Source organism: Edwardsiella tarda ATCC 15947 = NBRC 105688, assembly GCF_003113495.2.
GTDB classification, from domain to species: Bacteria; Pseudomonadota; Gammaproteobacteria; order Enterobacterales; family Enterobacteriaceae; genus Edwardsiella; species Edwardsiella tarda.
Genome location: NZ_CP084506.1, coordinates 1209903 through 1233703 on the forward strand (window position 1 = coordinate 1209903; position 23801 = coordinate 1233703).

Below are 23801 nucleotides of genomic sequence, written 5' to 3' on the forward strand. Positions count from 1 at the left end.
GCTAATAAGCTGAGAAAGTAAGGGGGTATTTGGCGCGCATGTTACGCACCTTCTAGATAAATGAAAAGGGATTTCAATATTCGACGGCGCCCGTTGCAGGCGCCGTCAGACGGTGGGATTAACGCGTCGTGCCGGCGTTAGGCGCCGCGCGGCACGTCATGTGCGGTATTGGCCGGTGGGGTGCCCTGGAACTTCTCGATCTCCAGCTGCGCCATATGGCCACAGTTACCCTGGGCCAGGCGAGAGGAGCCGATATCGAAGGTCAGGCAGTTGACGTTGCCGTTTCGACACAGCGAACCGGGCTTCGCCGGATCGGCCGGATCGAACCAGGCCCCTTCGCTGATACGCACGACCCCGGGGCGGATATCCTGGGTGACGATGGCGCCGACCAGGATCTGACCACGATCGTTCCAGGCGCGTACCAGATCGCCGTCGGCGATGCCACGTGCCTTGGCATCCTGCGGATGGATCAGGATCGCCTCACGATTGGCGACGGCATACTTCTCACGCAGCGGGGTGTTGTCCAGCTGGGAGTGCAGACGGTTGACGGCGTGCGCGGTACTCAGCGAGAGCGGGAAGCGTTGAGCCACCTCGCTTTGATACCACTCATAGGGTGGCATCCAGCTAGGTAATCCCTTGCAGTCGGGGTAGTTCATCGCGGCGATGGTATCCGAGTAGATCTCGATCTTGCCGGACGGTGTCCCGAGTGGGTTGAGCAGCGGGTTGGCGCGGAAATCGGCGTAGCGCACCCACTCCTTGTTGGCCGGCGGGATCGGGAAGCGGATGTAGTTGTTGGACGCCCAGAACATATCGAATGGCGGCAGGGCGACGCGCGCGTTGCGTGCCTGCGCCGCCATGCCATCGTACATTCCTTTCAGCCATTGCTGTTCATCCTTACCCTCGGTGAAGGCCTCCAGGGCCCCAAGCTTCTCTGCCAGCCCCGCGAAGATGGCGAAGTCGTTACGTGCCTCGTGTTGCGGTGGAACGCATTGATGCATCGGGAATACATACAGCTGGGAGTAGTCACCGCCCATCTCCAGATCGTTACGTTCATAGCTGGTGGTGGCGGGCAACACGATGTCGGCGTACTTGGCGGTGGCGGTCCAGTAAGGTTCGTTGACCACGATGGTCTCCGGCCGACGCCAGGCTTCGATCAGGTTGTTGGTATTTTGATGGTGGCCGAAGGGGTTGCCCCCGGCGACATACACCATCTTCACATCGGGATAGGTAACCTTGCCGCCGTTAAAGTCGATGGTCTTGCCCGGGTTGGCCAGGCAATCGGCGATGCGTGCCACCGGAATAGGCGTCGGACTGTTCTTCGGCGCATTCCCCGCCGAGATCCCCGACAAGATACCGCCGCGCGCCGTGGGGCTACCGCCGGAGGAGTAGTGATAGCTAAAGCCGAAGCCACCGCCAGGCAGGCCGATTTGGCCAAGCATGGCGGCCACGGTGACCAGCAGCCAGTGAGGCTGTTCGCCGTGATGCTGGCGCTGGATCCCCCAGCCCGCCATGATCATGGTGCGCTGACGAGCCATGTCTCGTGCCAACTGGCGCAGGGTTTCGGCCTCGACGCCACTGATGGCCGACGCCCAGGCGGCATCCTTGACGACGCCATCATCCTTACCATTCAGGTAGTCGGCGAAACGATCGAAGCCGACGGTATAGGTGGCGAGGAAGTCGCGATCGTGCAGTTTCTCGCTCATCAGGGTGTGGGCGATACCGAGTAGCATCGCCGCGTCGGTGTAGGGGTGCGGGGCGATCCACTCGGCATTGAGCTGGGTGGTGCTGGCGCTGCGTACCGGATCGATACTGATGATACGCGTGCCCTTCTTCTTCAACGCCTCGAAGCCGGTCTGGCCGACATGGTCGGGCATATTCCAGCTGTTTTCCAGGGTGATCATGGGGTTACAGCCCCAGAGCACCACCAGCTCGCTGTGCTCGATCACGTTGGGCCAGGCGGTTTGCTGCTCGTAGACCTCCATCGAGCCGACCACGTGGGTCATGATGACCTGCGCCGCGCCGGTCGAGTAGTCACCGGCGTAGCCGAGGAAGCCGCCGCTGAGGTTCATCAGGCGTTGCAACAGGGTACGGCTATTATGCAACATGCCGACGCTCTTCCAGCCATAGGAGCCGGCGTGGATGGATTGCGGGCCATACTGGCGTTGCAGGCGAGTGATCTGGTCGCTGACCAAGGTGAGCGCCTGATCCCAGCTGACGCGAACCCACTCGTCGCAGCCACGTAGCTCGGGATGGCCATTCTGCGGCCCCCCCTCCAGGTAATGCTTACGCACCATCGGGTACTTGATGCGGTTGGCGGCATGGACCTGATAGGGGGCCATGGTGATCAGCTCATTGGGGTAGGGATCGTCGCTGACCGCTCGTACGCCGACCATCCGATCGTCGCTTACGATGGCCTCGAAGGCCCCCCAGTGGGCGCCGGTCAACGGCCCCTTTTGGGCCGGCTGCAGGGCGGTAAACTGCGGCAACGCCAGGCTGATGGCCTGCGCCAGCGCCGACTTGGGCCACAGCCCGGCCAGTAGCGGTGCGCCGAGCAGGGCGGCGCCACCGGCGAGGAAATGACGGCGTGAGACGCACAGCGGCGCGGCGGTGGGGGCGGTTTTCTTATTCATCACTTCGTCTCCTCGGCACGATCGGCAGACATATCGCTGGCGTGTTTTTGGACATATTGGGTCAGTAGGCGCAGCTGTTCTTCATTCAACGAGGTGCGTGAGGCCATGCCCTTGACCACCCCGATCCATTGGTTGGCGTTGAATCGATCCAACGCGGTGAGGCCGTGACAGCCGGTGCAGTTGTCGGACATCATCGTGGCGGCATAGCGCCAGATGGGTTGCTCACTGCCGATCAGTTTGGCCTTCGGCAGCCAGACGGCGAGGCTGACGCGATGCCAGATCAATCCCGTCGCCGCATCGGTCTCGCTCGACAGGACTTTCACCTGCTTACGCGCGGCCTCACCCAGCAATGCCGCCAGAATGCGTTTGCCTTGGGCATCGTAGATCACCTGGTTGACGCCATCCTGCTGCCAGCCATTGAGTTCGCCTTGGATCATCTCGCCCTGGCGTTGCAGGACGCGGATGGCGGTTGACGGCATCAGGCTACCATCGTCGTGCGCGCCGCTGTTCGGGCTCAGGAAGAACGGTTGGGTGGTGATGGCGTACAGGGTGTGGGCGCTGACCGGTGTCTGGGCGGCGGCGGCGGCCAGTTCGTTGGCGCCGGCGGCCGTCAAGGCGCTCATATCCGGCAGAATATGAGCGACCCCCTTATGGCAATCGATACAGGTTTCACCCTGCTTGATCGCCACCGGGTGCTGCTGGCGTGCTTCCGGACTCTGATCGATGATATCCATCGCCTGGTAGCTGTGGCAGGAGCGGCAGGTCGCCGAATCGTTGGCCTTCATGGTGTTCCAGACGCTTTGCGCCATGGCCAGCTTGTGGGCCTGGTACTTCTCGGGGGTGTCGATCTTCCCGGTGAGTTCACCATAGACATCCTTCAGCGCCAACACCTTGGTTTTCAGGAAGTCGAGAGGTTGTTGCGGGACGTGGCAGTCGGCGCAGTCGGCGCGGATGCCGGGTTTATTCTGGAAGTGGACACTGCCCTGATATTCGGCCAGCGGTTGTTGCATGGTGTGACAGGAGACGCAGAACTCGGTGCTACTGGTCTTATGTAGCACGGTGAAGCTGGCGGCGACCAGGATGATGCCGAGGATCACGCCCAGCAGCAGTAACCACGGCCAACGCCGATGTCGCCCAGAGGCGGGATAACGATTGCTCATAGAATGGACCTTATTATTATGAGAGGGGAGTAACACTTGCCATGACACGCCGCGTGTAACACGTCGGCGTTACACTTTTTCCTAATTAATCATATTACGATTAGTGCTATCTACTCTGTTGAATTGCGGTCGAAAGGTGGGTTTCGTGAGCGGGCAGACGCTTTTTGTATCGGTCATTAACCCACGGATACAGCACGTTCACACCCCTATTACCTCAGGGGAGGAGACGCCAGCGGGGAGGGAAAGGACGCCGCCGTAGCGGCGTCGGGTGAGATTAAGGGCGGCGGGCGTGGCGCTGAGATAGGCAGTCGATGACGTCACCTAGCGATAGACGCTGATCCTGAAGCAGCACCAGCAGATGGTAGACCAGATCGGAGGCCTCGTTGACCAGCTCGTCGCGGTCCTGCACGGTGGCGGCCAGCGCCGTCTCGACGCCCTCTTCACCGACCTTCTGGGCGATGCGTTTGGTGCCGCTGGCGTAGAGGCGCGCGGTGTAGGAACTTTGCGGATCGGCGTGCTTACGCGCCGCCAGCAACTGCTCTAACTGATAGAGGAAGAGCCATTGCGGGGTGGCGGGGTCGAAACAGCTGTCCGTGCCGAGGTGGCAGGTCGGTCCCTGCGGCTCGGCCAGCACCAGTAACGTATCGCGATCGCAGTCCGGCGTGATGCTGACCACATTCAGCACATGGCCGGAGGTTTCCCCCTTGGTCCACAGGCGCTGCTTGCTGCGCGAATAGAAGGTGACCTTGCCGCTGCGCTCGGTCTGTTCCAACGCCTCCGGCGTCATGTAGCCCAGCATCAGCACTTGGCCGGAGGCGGCATGCTGCACGATGGCCGGCATCATTCCCTCGACCTTATTCCAATCCAGCCGCTCTTTTTGTTGTTGCGAAAGAAAACCTTGAGTCAACACAGTCGAATCTCCACACCGTTGAGCGCCAGATAGCGCTTGAGTTCACCGATTTGAATAATCTGTTTATGAAATACCGAGGCGGCCAGGGCGCCGTCGACATCGGCCTGGTTGAAGGCTTCTAGGAAATGTTGCGCCGTACCCGCGCCGCCGGAGGCGATCAGTGGCACCTGACAGACGGCACGCATCTGTGCCAACTGACGTAGATCGTAGCCGTTGCGTACCCCATCCTGATTCATCATGTTGAGGACGATCTCGCCGGCACCCCGGCGTTGTACCTCCTGCACCCAGGCCTCGGTCTGCCAGGTGGTGGCGCGGGTTCGCGTCTCGTCGCCGGTAAATTGGTAGACCTGATAGTTGTCGCTGGTGGTGTCGTGCCAGGTATCGATGCCCACCACCACACACTGTACCCCAAAGCGATCCGCCAGACGCGAGATCAGCGTCGGATCGGCCAGGGCCGGTGAGTTGATGGAGATCTTATCGGCCCCATAACTCAAGATCTGCCCGGCCTCCTCGACGCTGCGGATGCCGCCGGCGACGCAGAAGGGGATATCGATCACCTCGGCGACGCGGGCGACCCAACGCTTATCGACCGTGCGCCCATCGGCGGAGGCGGTGATGTCATAGAACACCAGCTCATCGGCCCCCTCGGCGGCGTAGCGCTGCGCCAGCGGTACGATGTCGCCGATGATCTCGTGATTACGGAACTGAACGCCCTTAACGACCTGGCCGTCGCGTACGTCTAGGCAGGGAATTATGCGTTTTGCCAGCATGCGATAGCCTCCTCGACACTCATTTTTCCTTCCAGCAACGCCCGCCCGACGATCACCCCCTGTACGCCGCTACCGCGTAGCGCGGCGATGTCGGCTAATCCGCCGATGCCGCCGGAGGATTGGAACGCCACCTGCGGGTAACGCGTGCAGATCTGGCGATAGAGCGCCACGTTGGCGCCTTGTAGCGTGCCGTCGCAGGCGATGTCGGTACATAACACGTGTTGCAGTCCCAGTGGTAGGAAACGATCGACCATCTGCTCCAGGGTAACGCCGGAGTCCTCCTGCCAACCGCTGACGGCCACCCGTTTCTCGCCGTCCACGCCGATGCGGACATCCAGCGCCAGCACCAGCCGCTCGGCGCCGAAGCGGGCAAACCAGCGGGCCACCTCGTCGGGCTGACGCACCGCCGTCGAGCCAATCACCACCCGGGCGGCGCCGGCATCGAGCAGTGCCGCCACATCATCGGCGCTGCGCACACCGCCACCGACCTGGACCGGCACGTGCAGCGCCTGTAATAGGCGTGTCAGCATCGCTAGCTGACGCTGTGCCGGATCGCGCGCGCCGCTCAGGTCGACCAGGTGCAGCGCCTGAGCCCCTTGTGCCTGGTAGGCCAGCAAGCGGGTCAGGGCATCCCCCGTATAGTCACGCTGGCGGCCATAGTCCCCTTGATGCAGGCGCACCACGTTGCCATCGATAAAGTCCAACGCCGGAATGATCATGACGGCATCTCCAGAAAGTTTTTCAACAGGCGCGCGCCAGCCTGACCGGAGCGCTCGGGGTGAAACTGTACGCCATAGAAGTTGTCGCGCTGCACCGCTGCGCTGAAGGTATAGCCGTAGTCGCACTGCGCCAGCGTGTTGGCGCACAGTGGGTAGGCGTAGCTATGGACGAAGTAGAAGTAGCTGCCGTCGGGAATCGCGCGGAACAGCGGATTGCCGGCGCGCGAGCTGACCTGATTCCAACCGGTGTGCGGCAGCGGCAGGCCGGTATTGGTCATCTGCGCCACCGCCGTATCGATCAGCCCGAGGCAGGGGACGTCGCCCTCGGCGCTGCGGCTGGCCAGCAACTGCATGCCGAGGCAGATGCCGAGCACCGGCTGGGTACAGGCGCGGATCAACTCGACCAGATCGCGCTGGCGCAGTTGGGCCATGGCCGCTTGGGCGCTACCGACGCCGGGCAGCAGCAGCTTGTCCGCCGCCAGCACCCGGCGTGGATCGCGACTCACCTGCGGGTCATAGCCCAGGCGACGCAGGGCATACGCGACCGAGGCCAGGTTGGCGCAGCCGGTATCCAGGATCACCACGTTACATTTTTCGCCCATCACAGCACTCCTTTCGAGCTGGGTAAGCGATCATCCTCGATGCGGATGGCTTGGCGCAGGGTACGGCCGAAGGCCTTGAAGAGGCTCTCGACGCGGTGATGGTCGTTCTTACCCTTGGTCTTCAGGTGCAGCGTGACCCCCATCGCGTAGGCGAGCGATTGGAAGAAGTGCTCCACCATCTCGGTGCTGAGATCACCGACACGCTGATGGCTGAACTCCGCCTTGAAGGAGAGGTAGGGGCGTCCGGAGATATCCAGCGCACAGCGCGCCAGACACTCATCCATCGGCAGGACGAAACCGAAACGGGCGATGCCGCGCTTGTCGCCTAAGGCGACACGTAACGCCTCACCCAATGCCAGGCCGCAATCTTCTACCGTGTGGTGATCGTCGATGTGCAGATCACCCTGCGCCTCGAGGCGCAGACGTAGACCGCCGTGGGTGGCGATCTGATCCAGCATGTGATCGAAGAAGCCGATACCGGTACGGATATGGTTATCGCCCTGACGATCCAGCCACACCTCGGCGACGATCGCCGTCTCGCGGGTGACGCGCTCGACCCGAGCATGGCGATCGCGGCGGGTCAGGCGCTCGGCGATCTGCGGCCAGTCGAGGCTAGTGCCCTCCTGTGGGTCGGCGGCGTAACGTAGGCCGTTGATCCCCATGTTATGTGCCAGTTGCAGGTCACTGTCGCGATCGCCGATCACCCATGAGGCCTGGCTATCGAGGATGCCGGGTTGCAGATAGGCGTCGACCAGCCCGGTGGCCGGCTTACGGCAGGCGCACCCGGCTTGCGGCAGATGCGGGCAGATCAGCACCTGATCGAAGACGATGCCCTGTGAGGTGAAGATCTGCATCATCAGATCGTGCGGCGCGTCGAAGTCCGCCTGCGGGAAGCGTTCGCTGCCCAAACCATCCTGGTTGCTGACCATCACCAGGCGGTAACCAGCCTGTTGCAGACGCAGCAGCGCCGGGATGACGCCGGGCATCAGCGCCAGCTTATCCAGTCGGTCGACCTGAAAGTCCTGCGGCGGTTCGACGATCAGGGTGCCGTCGCGATCGATAAAGAGATACTTTTCCATGGTTACTTCCCCTCCTGGCTATAACGACGCAGCACCGTGAGCACCCGCTGATGTTCGGCGTCGCTGCCGATGGTGATACGTAGGCAGTTGGCTAACGCCGGCTGGCGGCTCTGATCGCGCAGAATGATGCCCTGTTGCCACAGGGTCTGGAAAATCTGGGCGGCTTGGTCGCTGCGGAAAATAAGGTAATTCCCCTGAGAAGGATAGACCTCCTGAATACAGTCGCAGCGCAGTAACTGTGCGATCAGCGCCTGACGCTGCGCGACGATGTAGGCCACCCGCTCACGCATGGCGGCGATCCCGGCGGGCGTGGTCGCCTGCGCGGCGATGTCGGCCACCGGCGATGGCAGGGGATAGGGAGCGATCACCTTCTGCAAGAGGGCGATGATTTCGCTGCTGGCGAGGGTAAAGCCACAACGCAGTCCGGCCAGGGCGAAGGCCTTCGAGAGGGTGCGTAACACCACCAGATGGGGATAGTCGGCGAGCCAAGAGACGACGCTGGCCTCGGGGGCGAACTCGATGTAAGCCTCGTCCACCACCACCAGCGCTCGCCCGGCGGTTAGCGCCAGCAGATGACGCAGCGCGTCGGGGTCGAGCAGGTTGCCCGTTGGGTTATTGGGGCTACAGACAAACACCAGTTTGACGCCTTCGAGGGCGGCTGCGATGGCGGGGAGATCCAGCTGCCAGTCGGCATCCAGTGGCACACAGCGCCGCTCGACGTCACAGGTCTCGGCGCTGACGGCATACATGCCGTAGGTAGGCGGGCAGTAGAGCATCGCATCGCACCCCGGCTCGCAGAAGGTACGGATCAGCAGCTCAATCCCCTCGTCGGCGCCCCGGCTGACCAACACCTGCTGGGGTGTCACACCGGCGTAGTCGGCATAATGCGCGACCAGCTCGGCGGGCTGACACTCGGGGTAACGGTTAAAGGCGGAGCTACGCAGCGGGTAGCTGACCGGCTGCGGGTATTCGTTGGCGTTGAGCCAGACGTCACCCTGGCCGCCGAGGCGACGCGCGGATTGATAAGGGGTCAGGCGCTGAATAGTCTGGCGCGCCAGTGCGCTGATCGGTTTCATGCTTGGCTCTCCCTAATGGCGGCAACCCGTAGGCTGACGGCGTTGCTGTGGGCGTCGAGGCGTTCGGCCTGCGCCATGACTTCGACCGTCGGCGCCAGCGCCAGCAGGCCGGCGGGGCTGAGTTGTTGCACGGTCATGCGTTTCTGGAAATCGGCCACGCCCAGGCTGGAGTGGGTGGCGGTGTAGCCATAGGTCGGCAGCACATGGTTGGTGCCCGAGGCGTAATCGCCGACCGACTCCGGCGACCAGTCGCCGAGGAATACCGAGCCGGCGCTGGTGATGCCATCGACCCAGGCGGCGGCGTCGCGCGTCTGGATGATCAAGTGCTCTGGCCCGTAGCGATTGCTGATCGCCACGCAGTCGGCCAGCGAGTCGGTCACGATCAGTCGGCTCTGCGCCAGGGCTTGGCGCGCGATGGCCGCACGCGGCAAGCGCGCCAACTGTGCCTCGACTTGCTCGGCGACCTGCTGCGCTAACCCGGTATCCGGCGTCAGTAGGATCACCTGCGAGTCGGGGCCGTGCTCTGCCTGAGAGAGCAGATCGGCGGCGATAAAGGCCGGATTGGCGTACTCATCGGCGATCACCAAGACCTCGGAGGGACCGGCCGGCATGTCGATGGCGGGGCCCTGTACCTGCTGGCTGACCTGGCGCTTGGCCTCGGTGACGTAGGCGTTCCCCGGGCCGAAGATCTTGTCGACGCGTGGAATCGACTCGCTGCCGTAAGCCATGGCGGCGATCGCCTGGGCACCGCCGACCTGGAAGATCTCGTTGATGCCGCACAGGCTGGCGGCATAGAGGATCGCCGGATCGATGGGTGGCGGCGAACAGAGGATCACCCGGCGGCAGGCGGCGACGCGCGCCGGGATACCCAGCATCAGCACCGTGGAGAGCAGCGGGGCGCTGCCGCCGGGGATATACAGGCCGATGGTATCCAAGGGGCGGGTGATCTGACGGCAGATCACCCCCGGCTGGGTCTCAACCTCGATGTCGCGGGGCAGTTGGGCGCGGTGGAAACGGGCGATATTGTCCGCCGCTTGACGCATGGCGCGTTTCAGCGTTTCCGGCAGGGCGTCTGCGGCGGCGTCGCGCGCCTGTGGCGTCACGCACAATTGTTCGGGCGCAACGCGGTCGAACCGTTGGCTGAGGCGGCGCAGGGCGGCGTCACCATCTTGGCGCACTTCCTCGAGGATCGCCGTGACGCTGGCGCCGATCTCGGCGGCGTTGTCGATGGCCGGACGTTGTAACAGGGCCTGCTGTTGTTCGGGGCTACAGGCATTCCATTCGATCAGGGTAGCAAAGCGGCTCATGGTCTCACTCCATCATCTTTTCGATCGGCAACACCAGAATCGAGCTGGCACCCAGGGCTTTGAGCTGTTCCATCGTTTCCCAGAACAGCGTCTCGCTGCTGACCATGTGCATGGCGACACGCTTCTGGTCGCCCGCCAGCGGTAGCAGGGTCGGGCGTTCGGCACCCGGCAACAGCGCCATGATCTGATCCAGGCGATCGCTCGGGGCGTGCAGCATGATGTACTTCGACTCCCGCGCCTGGATCACTCCTTGGATGCGAGTCAACAGGCGTTCGATCAGCGCCTGCTTGGCGGGCGCCATCTCCCCATCACGCTGGATCAGGCAGGCCTTCGAGCGGTAGATCACCTCGACCTCACGCAGGCCGTTGGCCTCCAGCGTGGCGCCGGTAGAGACCAGGTCGCAGATGGCGTCGGCCAGACCGGCGCGCGGAGCCACCTCGACCGAGCCGTTGAGCAGGCAGGATTTGAAAGCGACGCCTTGCTCGTCGAGATAGCGTTTGAGCAGGTGTGGGTAGGAGGTGGCGATGCGGCAGTCTTGCAGGCAACGGACACCGTCGTAAGGGGCATCGAGCGGCATCGCCAGCGACAGGCGGCAGGCGCCGAAGTCGAGGCGGCGCAGTAAGCTGTAACGCGGATCCTCACCCTGGGCGCGACGAGAGAGTAACTCCTCCTCCAGCACGTTTTCTCCGATGATGCCCAGATCGACCACGCCATCCATCACCAGGCCGGGGATATCATCGTCACGCACCCGCAGAATATCGATAGGCATGTTCTCGGCGAAGGCGATCAGGCGTGGTTGATGCAGGTTGATTTTGATCCCGCAGCGGGCCAGGAGTGCCTGAGAGTCTTCGCTCAGACGGCCAGATTTCTGCATGGCGATGCGTAAACGTGTCTTGTCCAACATGATGTTACCCCTTACTTGCCGGCCCGTGTGGCCGGTGCCTGTGAATGATGAACAACAAAAAAGCCCTCGGAAGAAGATCTTCCGAGGGCTTTTTCACATCTTGCGTCTGTCGCCACTGGAAGATCCGTTGACCGTCTTCCAGCACTCATCCGCCTGAAAGAACTAGTCAGGGTGATGATGATGGTGGTGGTTAAACAGTACGCGAGTCAGCATGATGGTGTCCGTATTTCTGGGTGATGCCCGTAATCAATAATGCATCGCCTTGACGATGCTGCGCAGTATGCGCTCAGTGATTTTTAACCTAAACCAATTCGGTCATGCCTGGCAAGCGCTTTTTTGTTCAGCGGTCAATGACGCGCTGCCCGCCCACCATCAGGGGAGGTGCCGAGGCTGCGTGTCACCTGCGTTGTCGCGAGTAACAATTGTCTAACCGTCGCGGGCAGCGTAGCCTTAACGGAGAATATGCCGACGACGAGACGCGGCGGGGCCGAGATGAGGAGAGGGCAATGAAGCGAGTGGCTATCGTAGGGTTAGGTTGGTTAGGCATGCCGCTGGCGTTATCGCTATTGGCGCGCGGTTATCAGGTGGTGGGCAGTAAGACCACGCCGGATGGGGTCGAGGCGGCGCGCTTGAGCGGCGTGGAGTGTTATCCATTGCTGCTGGCACCGCAACTGGAGTGCGACGAGGAGGATTTGGCGCAGTTGTTACGCGTCGATGCCTTGGTGATCACCTTGCCGGCCAATTGTGGTAACGATGGCGGTATCGCCTATCGTCAGGCGGTGCGTCAACTGGTGGATAGCGCGTTGGGCTATGGGGTAGCGCGTATCATTTTCCTTAGCTCGACCTCGGTGTATGGCGATGTGGCGGGTGAGGTGAATGAGGATACGCCCCTGCATCCCACGAGTCAGGCCGGCCAGGCACTGGCCGATCTGGAGCGCTGGCTACACGATCTGCCCCATACCTCGGTCGACGTGTTGCGTCTCGCCGGGTTAGTGGGGGAGGGGCGTCATCCGGGGCGCTTCCTGGCGGGGAAAACCGATCTACCGGGCGGTAACGCCGGGGTTAATCTGTTGCATCGGGACGATGCGATCGCGGCGATCCAACTGCTGCTCGAACAGCCGCAGGGGGGGCATATCTATAACCTGTGCGCACCGCATCATCCGGCGCGTCAGCAGTTTTACCCGTCATTGGCCCGCTCCCTCGGCTTGACGCCGCCGCAGTTCCGCACGGCGGAGGAGGGGGACGCGGCGGGTAAGTCGGTAGATGGCTCGCGCATTCATCATGAGCTGGGATTTGTCTATCGTTACTCTGATCCTAACGTGATGCCCTATGAATAAGGTGTGAGACGCCGCCGCCCATGATGGCGGCGTTGTTTTTTCTGTTGGTGTTTTTTTGTCTCAGCGAGTAAAAAAGCGCATCGTTTTATGCCGAGTGATGGGGAGATAAATGGCGTAAAATGATATTTTTATTATCTTTATCTGCAAGATGGCTGTTTTATACAAAGTAGCTAACCCATGCCAGGGCAGCAGGGGCGATGAGGAGAAGAACGATGAATTTATGGGATCGTTATGGCGCACCGCAGGCACGGTGCGCCATAAGTATTAGGCCAGAGAGCCCCACATGTCATACTCATCGACATTTTCGATGGTGACGTTGACGATATCGCCCGCTTTAACGTTGCGCTCGCCATTCAGATAGACCACGCCGTCGATCTCCGGTGCATCGGCCATGCTGCGCCCGATGGCACCTTCCTCATCCACCTCGTCGATGATCACCGGCAGGGTCAGCCCTACCTTCTCTTGCAGTCGCTCGGCGGAGATCTGCTGCTGCAATTGCATAAAGCGATCATAACGCGCCTGCTTGACTTCATCCGCAACCTGATCGGGCAGGGCGTTGGCCGCCGCGCCTTCGACCGGGCTGTACTGGAAGCAGCCGACGCGGTCCAGACGCGCCTCACGCAGGAAGTCTAACAGCATCTGGAAGTCCTCCTCCGTCTCGCCGGGGAAGCCGACGATAAAGGTGGAACGCAGCGTCAGTTGCGGGCAGATTTCGCGCCAGCGCTTAATGCGCTCCAGGGTGCGCTCGACGGCGCCCGGGCGCTTCATCAGCTTGAGGATGCGCGGGCTGGCGTGTTGCAGCGGGATATCCAGATAAGGGAGCAGTTTACCCGCCGCCATCAGCGGAATGACATCATCCACGTGCGGATAGGGGTAGACGTAGTGCAGACGCACCCAAACGCCCAGCGTCGCCAGCTGTTCGCACAGGCTTAGCATGCTGGTCTTAACCGGCTGGCCGTTCCAGAAGCCGGTACGCTGTTGAATGTCGGCGCCGTAGGCGGAGGTATCTTGCGAGATCACCAGCAACTCTTTGACGCCAGAATCGGCCAGGCGTTTGGCCTCGTCCAACACGGCGCCGATCGGGCGGCTCTCCAGATCGCCACGCAGAGAGGGGATGATGCAGAATGCGCAGCGGTGGTTACACCCTTCGGAGATCTTCAGGTAGGCGAAGTGCTTCGGCGTCAGCTTGACGCCCTGCTCCGGCACCAGGCTGGTAAAGGGGTTGTGCTGCGGCTTGGCGACATATTTGTGTACGTGATGCAGCACCTGTTCATAGCTGTGCGGCCCAGAGATCTCCAGCACCTTGGGATGCACCTCACGGATCTGATTCTCCTTGGCACCCAGGCAACCCGTCACGATGACTTTCCCGTTTTCATTCAACGCCTCGCCGATGGCTTCCAGCGACTCCTGCACCGCGCTGTCGATGAAGCCGCAGGTGTTGACGATCACCAGATCGGCGTCTTCATAGGTCGGCACCACCAGATAGCCTTCGGTGCGCAGTTCCGTCAGGATGCGCTCGGAGTCGACCAGGTTCTTTGGGCAGCCGAGTGAGATAAAGCCGATCTTCGGCTGGCGGGATTGATTGCTCATAGCGTAAAAATTCATCGTGTCTGGTTATGATAGGGCAGGGATTTTACAGCGCCCTGCGCTGAATTTGTACCGCTATTTCTCCCGTGTCCGCCGCAGAGGGAATTAGACGAGCGCCGAGCCAGCCTGAGGGGCGTCGGGCTGGCGCAACGCTTGGCGTAGGGCGCTGGGGGTCAGGCCGTAGCGGCGCACGAAGCGGGCGGTGAAACGTGATGGGCTGGCGTAGCCGCTCTGGCCGGCGATATCGCCGATCGGGGCGTTGCCCGACTGGATCGCCAGCAACGCCTGACCAAGGCGTACCTCATCGAGAATATCGCGAAAGCTTTTGCCTTCGGCGCTCAGGCGGCGGCGCAGGGTCGATTCGGCCATATGCAGGCGTTGGGCGACCTCCCCGGCCTGCCAGGCATGGGCCGGGTCGAGCAGTAACAACTGCTGGATCTGCTCTGTCAGGCGGTCGTGGCGCTCATGCAGCAGCAGCGCGCTATGGCCGCTCGGTTGGAGCGCCAACAGTAGCCCTTCGGCCAGATGATTGAGCAGCGTGGGCGCCAGCGGCAGACGTAATCCCTGTAACAGTTGCTGCCACAGTAGCGTCAGCGTCGGCGTCATCGCCAGGCAGCAGGAGCGGAACGCCCCTTCGGGGGGCGTCGGCTGAGGATAACGGCGGCGAAACTGCTGCAACAGCGCCGCCGGTAGGTAGAGCATCTCGGCGCGATAGTAGCCGCCCCCCGGCTGGTTTGCCATGCACACCTCGCTGCCCGCCGGGAACAGCACCAACGATGCCTCCCCGGCAACCTCGCAACGCTCTCCCCACTGAATGGTCTTGCTGCCTTGGCGTATCAGGCAGAGGGCCGGGCTGAACAGGGTGACGCGCCGCAGTTGATGGCTCTGGCGGGCGCTGATCTCTTGCAGCGTCGGAACAGGGATGACGGGCTGTGGCATGTCGCGCGCTCTCCGGATTTTAGTGACCGTATACCGGCACCAGTTGGGCGGTCGCCAGTTTGTTGGCGTTCAGCATAAAACCAACCAAGGCACCGCTGGAAGCATTATCGATCGGCAGTTTATCGGTTTTCAGCGCCCACACGGTGAACTGGTAGCGGTGCGGTTTGTCTCCCGCAGGCGGGCAGACGCCGCCGAAACCGGCATAGCCAAAGTCGTTGCGTCCCTGAACCGCGCCGGCGGGGAGGGTGGTGCTGTCCTGTGCTCCGGCCCCGGCCGGCAGATGATGCACGGTGGCCGGAATATTGACGACGGTCCAGTGCCACCAGCCGCTGCCGGTCGGTGCGTCGGGATCATAGGCGGTGATGGCGAAGCTCTTGGTCCCTTGTGGGGCGCCGGACCAGCTCAGCGCCGGGGAGCGGTTGCCGCCTTGGCAGCCGAAACCGGCGAACACCTGCTGATTGCTCATCTGTTGGCCTGGCTGCATATCTGGGCTGCTCAGGGTGAAGTCTTGGGCGTGTACCGGCAGTGAGAGCAGCGCCAGGGCTGCCAGGGAAACGGTGGTCTTAGTCATGGGATAGCTCCTCTGTGATGATGACGATAGCCTACCCGAGCCGGCGGGGGGATGTTGTGCCGAAACGCTCTGAGATTGTGCCGAATCGCTCATCCGATGGTGCCCATATGGGGAGGAATGACCGTTACGGCATAGTGTTCATTGCGGCGGGATGGGGCGCGCGGCGTTTGGCGGAGAGCGGCGGCGCGCTCCTCGGTGCGAATGGATAACCGAGAAAAATGTGCCCCCGCCCACAATCGCGCGTCAAGAAGTGTCTTTACATGGAAAAAATCCTGTTAGGGGCGCTATAACGGCGTGAAATGTCATAAAATTAAGTCATGCTTTCTCGGCAGGATTGTCCGCCGGGTGGTGGCGGGCGGAGTCCCTCCCCCACGATACGGTGTCGCTGCCAACGCTATTCCAGGCGCATTGCTGCGGGCAATGACGCGTTGTTTGATCATTTGAATGGACACATTGGTCTTATCATGAAGAATCGTGCGCTTACTCTCTTTCTCCGCCGGCTCACGCTGGGGGCGGGGCTGACCTTGGTTGCCTTACCGTTACTTGCCGCCGAACCGGCGCCACCGCAGATCAACGCCAAGGCTTATATTCTATTGGATTATGATAGTGGCCGCGTGCTGACGGAGGGCAATGCCGATCAGCGTCTCGACCCGGCCAGCCTGACCAAGATCATGGCCAGCTACGTCATCGGTCAGGCGTTGAAGTCCGGTAAGATCGCCCCCGGTGACATGGTGGTGGTCGGTAAGGATGCCTGGGCGACAGGTAACCCGGTGCTGCGTGGCTCCTCGTTGATGTTTCTCAAGCCAGGCGATCGCGTGCCGGTATCGGAGTTGAACCGTGGCGTGGTGATCCAATCGGGTAACGACGCCAGTATCGCGTTGGCGGATCATGTGGCTGGCAGTCAGGACGCCTTCGTCAACCTGATGAACAAGTATGTGGCGTCCTGGGGGCTGAAGAACACCCACTTCCGCACCGTCCATGGTCTGGACTCCGCAGGGCAGTACAGCTCGGCGCGTGACATGGCGCTGATCAGCCAGCATCTGATCGCCGATGTGCCGGATGAGTACCAGCTGAATAAAGAGAAGGAATTTACCTTCAACAACATCCGCCAGACTAACCGCAACCGTCTGTTGTGGGACACGAGCCTGAACGTCGATGGCGTAAAGACCGGCTTTACCAATGGCGCCGGGCATAACCTGGTGGCCTCGGCCACCGACGGCCCGATGCGCTTAATCTCGGTGGTGCTTGGCGCGCCGAGCGATCGGGTGCGTTTTGAAGAGAGCAAGAAACTGCTGACCTGGGGCTTCCGCTTCTATGAAACCGTGACGCCAATCAAGATCGGCCAACCGTTCACCACCCAGAAGGTATGGTACGGCGAGCGCAGCGAGGTCGCACTCGGGGTCGATAAGAGCGCGGCGGTCACCATCCCGCGCGGGCAGATGAAGGATCTCAAGGCCAGCTATACCCTAACCCAGCCGACGCTGGAGGCGCCGCTGAAGAAGGGGCAGGTGGTCGGCACCATCGACTTCCAGCTCAATGGCAAGAGCATCGAGCAGCGTCCGCTGGTGGTGTTGGAGGCGGTGCCGGAGGCGGGCTTCTTTGGCCGCATCATCGACTTTATTATGCTGAAGCTGCATAGCCTGTTCGGCGGCTGGTTCGGCTAAATACGCCTGTCGCGCCGAATGCCTGCAAAAAAATGCCCGGCCAATGCCGGGCATTTTATGTTTAGCGCAACCTTAGCCGCAGGAGAGCACCTTCAGCGCCAGGCCACCGCGCGAGGTTTCGCGGTACTTGGCGTTCATGTCCTTACCGGTTTCGTACATGGTCTCAATGACCTTATCCAGGCAGACGCGCGGTTCGCTGGTACGACGCAGGGCCATACGCGCCGCGTTCACGGCCTTGACGGCGGCGATGGCGTTACGTTCGATGCACGGCACCTGAACCTGGCCCGCCACCGGGTCACAGGTCAGACCCAGGTTATGTTCCATCGCGATCTCTGCCGCCATGCAGACCTGTGCCGGGCTACCGCCCAGCAGTTCGGCCAGACCGGCCGCCGCCATGGAGCAGGCGACGCCGACTTCACCCTGGCAGCCCACTTCGGCGCCAGAGATGGAGGCATTCATCTTATACAGCGTACCGATGACCCCAGAGGCCAGGAAGTAGCGGGTATAGGAGTTGGCGTTAACTTCACGGATAAACTTGTCGTAGTAGGCCAAGACCGCCGGAATGATCCCGCAGGCGCCGTTGGTCGGCGCCGTGACGACACGGCCGCCAGCGGCGTTCTCTTCGTTGACTGCGAAGGCGAACATGTTGATCCAATCGACCACCGCCATCGGATCGATGCTGATCTTGTCGTTGGTGACCAGCATGCGGCGCAACGCGGAAGCGCGACGCGGCACGCGCAGCGGCCCCGGCAATACGCCTTCGGTGTTCATCCCACGCTCGATACCGGTACGCATGACGTCCCAGACTCGGGCGAAATGCGCGTCGATCTCTTCTTTGCTGTGCAACGCTAGCTCATTTTGCATCACCAGGCCGGAGAGCGAGAGGCCGGACTCCTTGCACAGACGCTGTAGATCGGCGGCGCTGGCGTAAGGGTAGGGGACGGAAACCTGCTGGCTGCCCTGCTGACCGAAGTGCTCCTCGTCGACGATGAAGCCGCCGCCGATGGAGTAGTAGGTCTTGCTGTAGATCGCCTGATCGCCGGCCAGCGCGGTGATGCGCATGCCGTTCTCGTGCAGGGAGAGGTTATCCTCGTGGAAGTTCATGCTGGTTTCCAGCGGGAACGCCACTTCGTGGCGACCGTTCGCCATCAGCAGACGACCACGGGTCTCCACATCCTTGATAAAGCCAGGAATGCTGTCGATATCGACGCTATCCGGCAGGTTGCCGGCGAGGCCCATGATAATGGCCAGGTCGGTGTGGTGCCCCTTGCCGGTCAGCGACAGGGAGCCATAAACGTCAACAACGACGCGGGTGACGTCGTTCAGTAGACCCTTTTCGATCAGGTCGTCGCAAAATTGTTTACCGGCCTTCATCGGCCCGACAGTGTGGGAGCTGGATGGGCCAATGCCGATCTTATAGATATCAAAAACACTAATCATATCGCCTCCAATGATTCATCAAGGCTGGGAATTAAAGCGGTTGCCAAGCGAAAAAAACGACCGGCGCGAAGACACGCCGGTCGAGTTGTCGAGCTGAATTAACCGAACAGGGTGTACAGGATTGCGGAGATGGCAATCAGACCCATGATGACAACGAATACGTTGCTGATGTGGCCGCTGTACTTGCGCATGGCCGGTACTTTGTTGATGGCATACATCGGCATCAGGAACAGAATCATCGCGATAACCGGGCCGCCCAGGGTTTCGATCATGCCCAGGATGGACGGGTTCAGCGTCGCCACGATCCAGGTGGTGATCAGCATGAACAGCGCGGTGATCTTATTCAGCTTGCCGATTTCGATGCTCTTGCCACGGCCACGCAGTGACTTGATGACCAGACCGTTGAAGCCTTCACGAGCACCCAGGTAGTGACCCAGGAACGACTTGGTGATGGCCACGAAGGCGATGATCGGCGCCGCGAAGGCGATGACCGGCGTATTAAAGTGGTTAGCCAGGTAAGACAGAATAGAGATGTTCTGTGCCTTGGCTTCGGCCAGATCCGCCGGAGAGAGGCTCAGGACGCAGCTGAATACGAAGAACATCACGGTCAGAACCATCATGATGTGCGCGTAGCTCAGGATCTGAGAACACTTCTTCTCGGCCAGTTCGTCACCGTACTCTTCACGCTTCGCCACGGCGAAGGCGGAGATGATCGGTGAGTGGTTGAAGGAGAACACCATGACCGGGATAGCCAGCCACAGGGTCATCCACAGGCCGCTACCGGAGGCAGAGCTGGCGATGGCCGCGCTGTCGAAGATGGCGCCGTTCCAGTTCGGGATCAGATACAGAGCCAGCATCATCAGTACCGCGACGAACGGGTAAACCAGGATGCTCATGACCTTCACGATCAGATGCTCACCGAAACGTACGATGGTCATCAGACCCAGGATCAGGATCAGGGACAGGAGGATACGCGGCGGGGCCGTCATACCCAACTGGTGAGTAATGAAGCTTTCCACGGTGTTGGTGATAGCGACGCTATAGACCAGGCAGATCGGGTAGATGGCAAAGAAGTACAGCAGGGTAATCAGTTTACCTGCGCCGATACCAAAGTGCTCTTCAACTACTTCCGTGATGTCTTCGCCCGGATTTTTACCGGACAGGACGAAACGGGTCAGACCACGGTGAGCAAAAAACGTCATCGGGAATGCCAGGATCGCCATGATGATCAGCGGGATCAGACCGCCGACGCCGGCGTTGATCGGCAGGAACAGAACGCCCGCGCCGATCGCCGTACCATACAGGCCCAGCATCCACATGGTGTCTGACTTACGCCAGGCACTCTTTGCGGCGGAGGTAGAAGCAATAGTACCAGTTTGAGTGGTGTCCATAGTGTCTCCAAATTGAACACATGTGTTCTGATTGGCCTATTTACCCCATGGGCAAACAGACGCTCAATCAGGGAACTGAGTGAGTTAATAATTCCTAATGAAAAAACGAAAAAAGTTTAATCCGTTAAAATAAAGCCGCTGAGCGGAAAAGAGCACAAACAGTAATCGCTCGCTATTTCTTGAGAACAGCGAACCGATTGAATCCGTTCAGAAAACAACTTTTCTTGTTGGTGTGCTACAGCATTTTTCGGGCGCAAAGATATAGATTTACAGTTTAAACGTCCGTGATCAGGCTCGCAAATGCAATATTCATTTATTTTTTGCCGTTTTTTGCCGGATTTTTGGTCAAAAGTCAAACAAAGGCTTAACAAATAAAATCGCGCCGCTTAACATAATTAGCGAGTTAAGTAAAAAAATGTAGAGAGTATGTGATGAATATTCTGCTGCACCATTTTCCCCTATTTAATTGAATTACAGTGAAATAACTCTTATAGGTTACGCCGAGGCTGCATTTTTAATGCATTGTTTTTAAAAGTCTTTTTAAGGAAAGGTCAAGATTCTTCAATTCGGATTAATTATTCATCTATTCGTTGAAAAATAACGCAACCGTTATCGTTCCAGATAATTTACGAATAATAAAAGAGCCCATTCCTGATATTACATATTATGTATGATAATTAATTTTGTAGTCTGAATAGTGGCTCACACTTTAACGAGAGAAAAATCTTGCGGGGATTTTATACCGGGGGATAAGGCTGCCGTTGTTATGTCTAGCGAGAGAATTAATAACGACGGCAACGATAAAGCGGGTGAGCACCGTGAGGACTAGTATAATAATTGTACTTTGTGTGTCTGAAGATAGTTCTTTAATTCAGCACGCGGCGCTTGATCGCAGATGAGGGCGCTAAACTGCTCCAAGGGCGCGATCCAGGCGCTGCGTACCTCACCAAATTTGCTGGCGTCGGCGATCAAGATAGTGCGCCGAGAGCATAGCAGAGCCTTGCGCTTCATGGTGATCTCGTCGAGGTTGTAGCACGTCGCTCCCTGTTTAATCGAGATACCAGCCGCGGAGACGAACGCGAGCGTCGGGCAGAGGTTGTCTAACTCGCTGGCGCCGTCGCTAGCGACAAAGATGGCGCTGTCTGGGTTAAAGATCCCTCCGCACAGGATCACTCGACAGTGGGGCTTGCTCTGTAAGGCGAGAAAGGTGTTCAGCGAGTAACAGACGCCGGTAAAGTGCAACTGCTCATCGATGGCATCGATGATAAAGGGCACCGTCGTCCCACAATCGAAGAAGACTACATCGTCTTGCTGCACTTGCTTCGCCGCCAAGGCGCCGATGTGGCGTTTCTCTTTGACCTGTTTTTCCTGCTGATCGCTGACAAAGTAGCGCACGCTCTGGTGGATCTTGGGATCCAGTACGACATAACCGCCCAGCAACACCACATCACTGTTCTGGGCCGCCAGATCGCGGCGGATGGTCATTTCAGAGACATTCAGTAATTCGGCTGCATCTTTCAGGTGCAGCTTATCAGTACGTTTCAGTGCCTGAGATAGGCGATTGATACGATCGTAACGCCGGGCTTCCATAATCTCTCTCGCTGTGTGATTCCGTGAATGGCGTCGACGAGCCTGGAGGGAGGGGGCCGCCGTTTGATACAACGCAAGACACCTCGGCCTGCGCAGCCATACCTGACTTTCATCAACTTCAGCATACACCCTAGGTGCGTGGAAACGACGCGTAGGGAAAAGCATACTGTGTTACTTCCCCTACATGATACGCCGTTTCTTGATGATTACGTGACATTTTTATTTGTCACGCATCACGCATCACGCGTGTAACACCTGATTATTCCACGCTTAGTTTTGCACCCAACCGCGTCGAATCGCGTAGCCGAACAGGCGACGGTAAAGGCGCTGTAGCGCCGCTACCAGCGCGTTGCCATAAGATGGCCAGAGCAGTTGTACCAGGCCACAGCTGGCCAGGGAGACCAGGAAGGCGCCGATCATATCCAGCGGCCAATGCACGCCAAGGTAGACGCGTGACCAGGCGATGGCGAGGCCACAGAGCAGTAGCGCCAATCCGGGCCACTTGCTCGGCGACCAGAGCAGGAACGCCAACGCGAAGCTGAAGATGGCGCAGCCATGATCGCTGGGATAGGAGCTATCGGGCGCATGGGGGAGGAACTGATGACCCAGCCCAATGGCGAAGGGGCGCGGGTGGGGCAGTAGCCAGCCGATGATCTGGGCCAACAGGAGGGTGATGATCAGGGTAAGCGTCGCCTGGCTGATGATCACCCGACGGGCGGGCAGCCGCGCGGCATTGCCCCATAGCCAGCCGGCGACGATGGTCAGGGGAATCACCAGGATCACATCTTTGGCGATAAAGCGGGCGAACATCAGCCAGGCTTGCGGTGCGTGCGGCGTGGCGTTGATCCACAGAAAAAAGGTGCGGTTAAACTCTTCCATGCAAACAGACTCAATCAACAACGGAACAGGGAGGACGGCAGCCCGACCTCGCCTAGGGCGAGCGGACGAACGCTAAACTATAGGGAGAAGCGCTCGCCGACGCCAATGCTAATGCGCGGCGGTTGTCGCCGGGTTTAACCACAGCGTAATCGGCCAGGCTTAAGGAAACCTTATTCCGCTCGTGGGGCGTGGAGGAATTGATGGAGTGAATGGTGATTCACGCAGTTGCGCCGGATATCGCCAGCCAGTGCGGCGATCAGGTTCTCTACCGCGCAGCGCGCCATCGCATAGCGTGTCTCATGGGTCGCCGAGCCGATATGCGGCAATGCAACGACATTGGCTAACCGGAGTAGCGGATCGTCGACGGGGAGCGGTTCAGGATCGAAGACATCCAACCCGGCGGCGCGCAGTCGGCCCGATTGTAGTGCTTGGAACAGAGCGTGTTGATCGACAATTTTTCCCCGGGCACCATTGATTAGGATCGCGTCAGGCTTCATCTGAGCGAGTCGCTGCGCATTGATTAGACCTTGACTCTGAGCGGTGAGTGGAAGCGTTAAGCAGACGAAATCGGCGCGCGCAAGCAAGGTTTCTAACGAGCAGCGCTCGGCGGCGAATACCCGTTCTGCAGCGGGATGTGCATGGTGACTGTGGTAGCATACCGACATGTTAAAGCCAGCATGCGCGCGTTGCGCTAAGGCATAACCGATTCGCCCCATCCCGACGATGCCGATGGTTTTATGATGCACGTCGATGCCGTAATGACGGGCGTCGATGCTGTCCCGCCATGCGCCTGCCTTGACCCATTCAGCCAGTTCCAGAGCTCGTCGGGCAGTCATCATCAATAGCATAAACAGCGTATCGGCGGTGGTCTCAGTTAGGACATCGGGGGTATGCATGAGAGCGATGCCGCGCTGAGAAAGGTCGTCGACATCGAACTGATCGATGCCGACGGAGATGGTCGAGATGGCGCGCAGTCGTGGCGCATGGGCTAATAGGGTGGCATCGATGACGGCGCCGGAACCGATCAGGCCGATGGCATCGGGGAGTGCGGCCTCTACTTGCTGGCGATTGTCAGCGGTGAGAGCCGCGAAGCGATGCACGGTAAAGTGCTCAGTAAGGCGCTGTTGCAGATCGGTAGGCAGGGAGTTATAGAGAACAATGCTTGGTTTCATGGTGCCTTTCTCCGTGAAGAGTGATGAGCCGCGAGGAAAGGCGGCACAGAATAGCGCGCCGCCATGATCTCCCG

General features: G+C 60.1%; 21 protein-coding genes and 1 other annotated feature. Of the genes, 2 read left to right on the top strand and 19 right to left on the bottom strand.

What is annotated here, in order from left to right; genetic code table 11:
• Nucleotides 1-137 precede the first annotated feature (137 nt).
• The 11 genes from torA to hisL all read right to left on the bottom strand — a co-directional run bounded on the left by torA (nt 138) and on the right by hisL (nt 11367).
• Entirely contained in the window at nt 138-2630 is a 2493-nt protein-coding gene (gene torA, locus DCL27_RS05605; RefSeq protein WP_228594483.1) for a trimethylamine-N-oxide reductase TorA, read from the bottom strand.
• The gene (locus DCL27_RS05610) at nt 2630-3790 is read right to left on the bottom strand and encodes a NapC/NirT family cytochrome c (RefSeq protein WP_035596058.1); all 1161 of its coding nucleotides are present in this window, start codon (nt 3788-3790) and stop codon (nt 2630-2632) included. Before DCL27_RS05610 ends, torA begins: the two co-directional genes overlap by 1 nt.
• Before the next feature lie 274 nt (nt 3791-4064).
• Nucleotides 4065-4700 carry a bifunctional phosphoribosyl-AMP cyclohydrolase/phosphoribosyl-ATP diphosphatase HisIE gene (hisIE, locus tag DCL27_RS05615; RefSeq protein WP_035596053.1) on the bottom strand — a complete coding sequence of 212 codons (636 nt, stop codon included), beginning with the start codon at nt 4698-4700 and terminating at the stop codon, nt 4065-4067.
• The gene (gene hisF, locus DCL27_RS05620; protein ID WP_035596050.1) at nt 4694-5470 is read right to left on the bottom strand and encodes an imidazole glycerol phosphate synthase subunit HisF; all 777 of its coding nucleotides are present in this window, start codon (nt 5468-5470) and stop codon (nt 4694-4696) included. The genes hisIE and hisF overlap by 7 nt, the downstream gene beginning before the upstream one ends.
• Entirely contained in the window at nt 5452-6189 is a 738-nt protein-coding gene (gene hisA / locus DCL27_RS05625; protein WP_035596047.1) for a 1-(5-phosphoribosyl)-5-[(5-phosphoribosylamino)methylideneamino]imidazole-4-carboxamide isomerase, read from the bottom strand. The genes hisF and hisA overlap by 19 nt, the downstream gene beginning before the upstream one ends.
• On the bottom strand, nt 6186-6791 hold the full coding sequence (gene hisH, locus DCL27_RS05630; protein ID WP_005287886.1) for an imidazole glycerol phosphate synthase subunit HisH: 606 nt from the start codon (nt 6789-6791) through the stop codon (nt 6186-6188). Before hisH ends, hisA begins: the two co-directional genes overlap by 4 nt.
• On the bottom strand, nt 6791-7870 hold the full coding sequence (hisB, locus tag DCL27_RS05635) for a bifunctional histidinol-phosphatase/imidazoleglycerol-phosphate dehydratase HisB (RefSeq protein ID WP_035596044.1): 1080 nt from the start codon (nt 7868-7870) through the stop codon (nt 6791-6793). Before hisB ends, hisH begins: the two co-directional genes overlap by 1 nt.
• A gap of 2 nt (nt 7871-7872) precedes the next feature.
• Complete coding sequence (hisC, locus tag DCL27_RS05640; RefSeq protein WP_035596041.1) at nt 7873-8946, bottom strand: histidinol-phosphate transaminase; 1074 nt, start codon at nt 8944-8946, stop codon at nt 7873-7875.
• Nucleotides 8943-10253, bottom strand: coding sequence for a histidinol dehydrogenase (gene hisD / locus DCL27_RS05645; protein WP_035596037.1), 1311 nt, complete (start codon nt 10251-10253; stop codon nt 8943-8945). Before hisD ends, hisC begins: the two co-directional genes overlap by 4 nt.
• Before the next feature lie 4 nt (nt 10254-10257).
• Nucleotides 10258-11157 carry an ATP phosphoribosyltransferase gene (gene hisG, locus DCL27_RS05650; RefSeq protein ID WP_005287875.1) on the bottom strand — a complete coding sequence of 300 codons (900 nt, stop codon included), beginning with the start codon at nt 11155-11157 and terminating at the stop codon, nt 10258-10260.
• Between the two features lie 54 nt (nt 11158-11211).
• Nucleotides 11212-11344: a sequence feature (His leader region), on the bottom strand.
• Nucleotides 11320-11367 carry a his operon leader peptide gene (hisL, locus tag DCL27_RS05655; RefSeq protein WP_106389040.1) on the bottom strand — a complete coding sequence of 16 codons (48 nt, stop codon included), beginning with the start codon at nt 11365-11367 and terminating at the stop codon, nt 11320-11322. (Overlaps the previous feature by 25 nt.)
• 296 nt (nt 11368-11663) lie before the next feature.
• Between hisL and DCL27_RS05660 the strand changes: the two genes are divergently transcribed.
• Nucleotides 11664-12494, top strand: coding sequence for an SDR family oxidoreductase (locus tag DCL27_RS05660; RefSeq protein ID WP_035596034.1), 831 nt, complete (start codon nt 11664-11666; stop codon nt 12492-12494).
• A 264-nt stretch (nt 12495-12758) separates the two neighbouring features.
• Here DCL27_RS05660 and rimO read toward each other — a convergent pair whose 3' ends face one another.
• The 3 genes from rimO to DCL27_RS05675 form a co-directional block, all read right to left on the bottom strand.
• Nucleotides 12759-14084, bottom strand: coding sequence for a 30S ribosomal protein S12 methylthiotransferase RimO (gene rimO / locus DCL27_RS05665; protein ID WP_005294722.1), 1326 nt, complete (start codon nt 14082-14084; stop codon nt 12759-12761).
• 102 nt (nt 14085-14186) lie between these two features.
• A complete protein-coding gene (locus DCL27_RS05670) occupies nt 14187-15020 on the bottom strand; it encodes a helix-turn-helix transcriptional regulator (protein ID WP_035596031.1) in 834 nt (277 codons plus the stop codon).
• Nucleotides 15021-15039: 19 nt separating this feature from the next.
• Nucleotides 15040-15591, bottom strand: coding sequence for a kinase inhibitor (locus DCL27_RS05675; RefSeq protein ID WP_005287858.1), 552 nt, complete (start codon nt 15589-15591; stop codon nt 15040-15042).
• Between the two features lie 464 nt (nt 15592-16055).
• Here DCL27_RS05675 and DCL27_RS05680 point away from each other — a divergent pair, with 464 nt between their 5' ends.
• Nucleotides 16056-17255: a serine hydrolase gene (locus tag DCL27_RS05680; RefSeq protein ID WP_035596025.1), complete on the top strand. Its 1200-nt coding sequence runs from the start codon at nt 16056-16058 to the stop codon at nt 17253-17255.
• Between the two features lie 72 nt (nt 17256-17327).
• Here the strand turns inward: DCL27_RS05680 and DCL27_RS05685 are convergent, their stop codons facing one another.
• The 5 genes from DCL27_RS05685 to DCL27_RS05705 all read right to left on the bottom strand — a co-directional run bounded on the left by DCL27_RS05685 (nt 17328) and on the right by DCL27_RS05705 (nt 23727).
• The gene (locus DCL27_RS05685) at nt 17328-18695 is read right to left on the bottom strand and encodes an L-serine ammonia-lyase (protein WP_005287847.1); all 1368 of its coding nucleotides are present in this window, start codon (nt 18693-18695) and stop codon (nt 17328-17330) included.
• 98 nt (nt 18696-18793) lie between these two features.
• Nucleotides 18794-20086, bottom strand: coding sequence for an HAAAP family serine/threonine permease (locus tag DCL27_RS05690; RefSeq protein WP_035599947.1), 1293 nt, complete (start codon nt 20084-20086; stop codon nt 18794-18796).
• 825 nt (nt 20087-20911) lie between these two features.
• Entirely contained in the window at nt 20912-21676 is a 765-nt protein-coding gene (gene deoR / locus DCL27_RS05695; protein ID WP_005287834.1) for a DNA-binding transcriptional repressor DeoR, read from the bottom strand.
• Nucleotides 21677-21946: 270 nt separating this feature from the next.
• Complete coding sequence (gene ybjG, locus DCL27_RS05700; RefSeq protein ID WP_005287831.1) at nt 21947-22555, bottom strand: undecaprenyl-diphosphate phosphatase; 609 nt, start codon at nt 22553-22555, stop codon at nt 21947-21949.
• A gap of 170 nt (nt 22556-22725) precedes the next feature.
• Nucleotides 22726-23727, bottom strand: coding sequence for an NAD(P)-dependent oxidoreductase (locus DCL27_RS05705; RefSeq protein WP_035599952.1), 1002 nt, complete (start codon nt 23725-23727; stop codon nt 22726-22728).
• Between the last annotated feature and the right edge of the window lie 74 nt (nt 23728-23801).